This window comes from uncultured Pelagibacterium sp., assembly GCF_963972885.1.
In the GTDB taxonomy this organism is placed as follows: domain Bacteria; phylum Pseudomonadota; class Alphaproteobacteria; order Rhizobiales; family Devosiaceae; genus Pelagibacterium; species Pelagibacterium nitratireducens.
This window is the reverse complement of record NZ_CAXAXY010000169.1, coordinates 1-2,602: the sequence shown is the minus strand read 5'-3', so window position 1 is coordinate 2,602 and position 2,602 is coordinate 1. Positions and strand designations below refer to the sequence as shown.

General features: G+C 61.2%; 3 protein-coding genes. 2 read left to right on the top strand and 1 reads right to left on the bottom strand.

Annotation, left to right across the window (positions count from 1 at the left end; all coding sequences use genetic code 11):
- Positions 1-1,009, bottom strand: a 1,009-nt coding sequence (locus tag AACZ55_RS15965; RefSeq protein WP_339647673.1) for a thiamine pyrophosphate-binding protein, incomplete at its 3' end; no start/stop codon positions are given.
- Between the two features lie 348 nt (positions 1,010-1,357).
- Here AACZ55_RS15965 and AACZ55_RS15960 point away from each other — a divergent pair.
- Both AACZ55_RS15960 and AACZ55_RS15955 read left to right on the top strand, forming a co-directional pair.
- Positions 1,358-1,828 carry an Lrp/AsnC family transcriptional regulator gene (locus AACZ55_RS15960; RefSeq protein ID WP_338607102.1) on the top strand — a complete coding sequence of 157 codons (471 nt, stop codon included), beginning with the start codon at positions 1,358-1,360 and terminating at the stop codon, positions 1,826-1,828.
- A gap of 48 nt (positions 1,829-1,876) precedes the next feature.
- Positions 1,877-2,602 (top strand): electron transfer flavoprotein subunit beta/FixA family protein (locus AACZ55_RS15955; RefSeq protein ID WP_339647670.1); only part of this gene is annotated, 726 nt, incomplete at its 3' end.

Below are 2,602 nucleotides of genomic sequence, written 5' to 3'. Positions count from 1 at the left end.
GAGACACAATCGGGGCAAGGATCTCGAGCGATTTGGCAAATTCGCGCGGGGTGGCGTTGATGGCCAGCGCGGGATGATAGACCCGGCCCAATTCCTCGGGATCGGGATGAACATGGACAAGTCTCTGTTTGGGCACGGGTATGTCGAACAGTGTATAGCCCCCCGTCGTCATTTCCGTCAGCCGGGCACCGACAACGATCAGCAAATCCGATGCCTTGATGGTTTCGAGCAGTTTGGGATTGGGCCCGATGCCCAGATCGCCCGCATAGAGCGGATGGGCATTGTCGAACCTGTCCGCACGGCGAAAGCTGGTAGCGACCGGCAGCTGGTTGGCTTCGGCAAATCGCTGGATGGCGGAAACGGCCTCGGCATCCCAGGGGGCGCCGCCGAGCAGCATCATGGGGCGCTGCGCCTCGGCCAGCATGTCTGCCATTGCGTCGAGTTGATCGGCGCCCGGCCAGCTTGCCAGCGGCGTATAGGCCAGCGCATCGGGCACGTCAGCCATCTCGGTCAGCATGTCCTCGGGCAGCGCGATGGCTACAGGGCCCGGCCGGCCGCTGGTTGCCACCCTGAAGGCACGGGCGATCAGTTCAGGCAACCTGGACGTGTCATCGACCTGTGCGGTCCATTTGGTGACCTGTCCGAACATGCGGCGATAATCGATCTCCTGAAACGCTTCGCGCTCGATCTGGTCGCGCGCCACCTGCCCGATAAACAGAATCATCGGGGTGGCGTCCTGCATGGCCACATGCAGGCCGGCGCTGGCATTGGTCGCGCCGGGACCCCGCGTCACCATGCAGATGCCGGGGCGGCTGGTGAGCTTGCCATGGGCCTCGGCCATCATGGCCGCATTGCCTTCATGCCGGCAGGTGACCGTCTTGATCTGCGGTGCATCGTAGAGCGCGTCGAGCACGGCGAGATAGCTCTCACCCGGCACGCAGAAAACGTGGTCGGCGCCGTGAATCCTGAGTTGATCGACGAGTATCTGTCCGCCGGTGCGGTTTGCCATGTAAAGGCTCCTGAACCCTGTGTGGTTATCCCCTACCGAGAGAGGGCAGGTCTTGTCGAGGCCGGCTTGGCATCAGGCCGCCGCGAGGACCCTCGGAACATTCAATCGAGTCCGCGACTTGGCAAGGGGTTTTCACAAAGCGATTCCAAACGGCCACCCGACAGGATCGATACTGGAAACCGGGTGCCCGAGCCGCCGGCGCATGTTTATTGCCATGAACCGGTTCGGCTGGGTCCAGATTGGATGCTCTGCCCCATCGAAGCGGAGAACTTGACTTCATTCTCCGACTATCGCGTAATGATTGAGACTTTCATCCTATCATTTTGCACATATTGAGGAGACGATTACATGGACGAGATGGATCGCAAGATACTGGCGGTGGTCCAGGACGACTCGTCCCTGTCGGTCGCCGATATGGCCGAAAAGGTGGGCCTGTCCCACACCCCCTTCTGGCGGCGTCTCAAGCGGCTCGAAAAGGACGGCGTCATCAAGGAGCGGGTCTCGATCCTCGACCAGCACAAGCTTGGGCTCGACATCACCGTCTTTGCCCACATCAGACTCAAGGAGCACGATGAGGAAACGCTTGAGGCGTTCGAGCGGGACGTGGCGGGTTACCCCGAGGTGGTGGAATGTTATTCCATGAGCGGGGAGACCGACTATGTGGTGCGTGCGCTGGTCGCCTCGATTGAGGAATATGAGCGGCTTTTGAAGCGCAAGCTGTTGCATTTGCCCGGCGTTGTGGCCATCAACTCCCATTTCGCGCTCAAATGCATCAAGCTCACCACCAAGCTGCCAATCGCTGCACAAACAGAGCGCTAGACGGGAAACGGCCTCACGTCCCGGATGACTGAATAAGAGGAGACGGCATTGAAAATTCTAGTCCCGGTCAAGCGGGTGCTCGACGCCAACATCACCGTGCGGGTGAAGTCGGACGGCACGGGCGTCGATCTCGCCAACCAGAAAATGAGCATGAACCCGTTCGACGAAATTGCCGTCGAAGAGGCGATCAAGCTCAGGGAAGCGGGCATCGCGACCGAGATCGTCGCCGTTTCCATCGGCCCCGCCCAGGCACAGGATACGCTGCGCACGGCGCTCGCCATGGGCGCGGACAGCGCCATTCTGGTCAAGACCGACGAGACCGTAGAGCCACTGGCGGTGGCCAAAATCCTCAAGACGATTGCCGAACAGCAAAGCCCCGATCTTGTCATCATGGGCAAGCAGGCCATCGACGACGATTCCAACCAGACGGCGCAAATGCTCTCGGCCCTGCTCGGCTGGCCGCAGGCAACCTTTGCCTCCAAGGTCGAAATCGCCGACGGCAAGGCTACAGTGACCCGCGAAGTCGATGGCGGCCTCGAAACGCTCGAACTCGCCCTGCCCGCCGTCATCTCCACCGATCTGCGGCTCAATACCCCCCGTTATGCCTCGCTGCCCAATGTGATGAAGGCCAAGAAAAAACCGCTCGAGGAAATCGACGCGGCCAGCCTCGGCGTGCCGCTGGCACCGACCTTGAGCGTCCTTTCGACCGCCAGGCCGGCCGAGCGCAAGCCGGGTTCGATGGTGGGTTCGGTGGCCGAACTCGTCGAAAAGCTC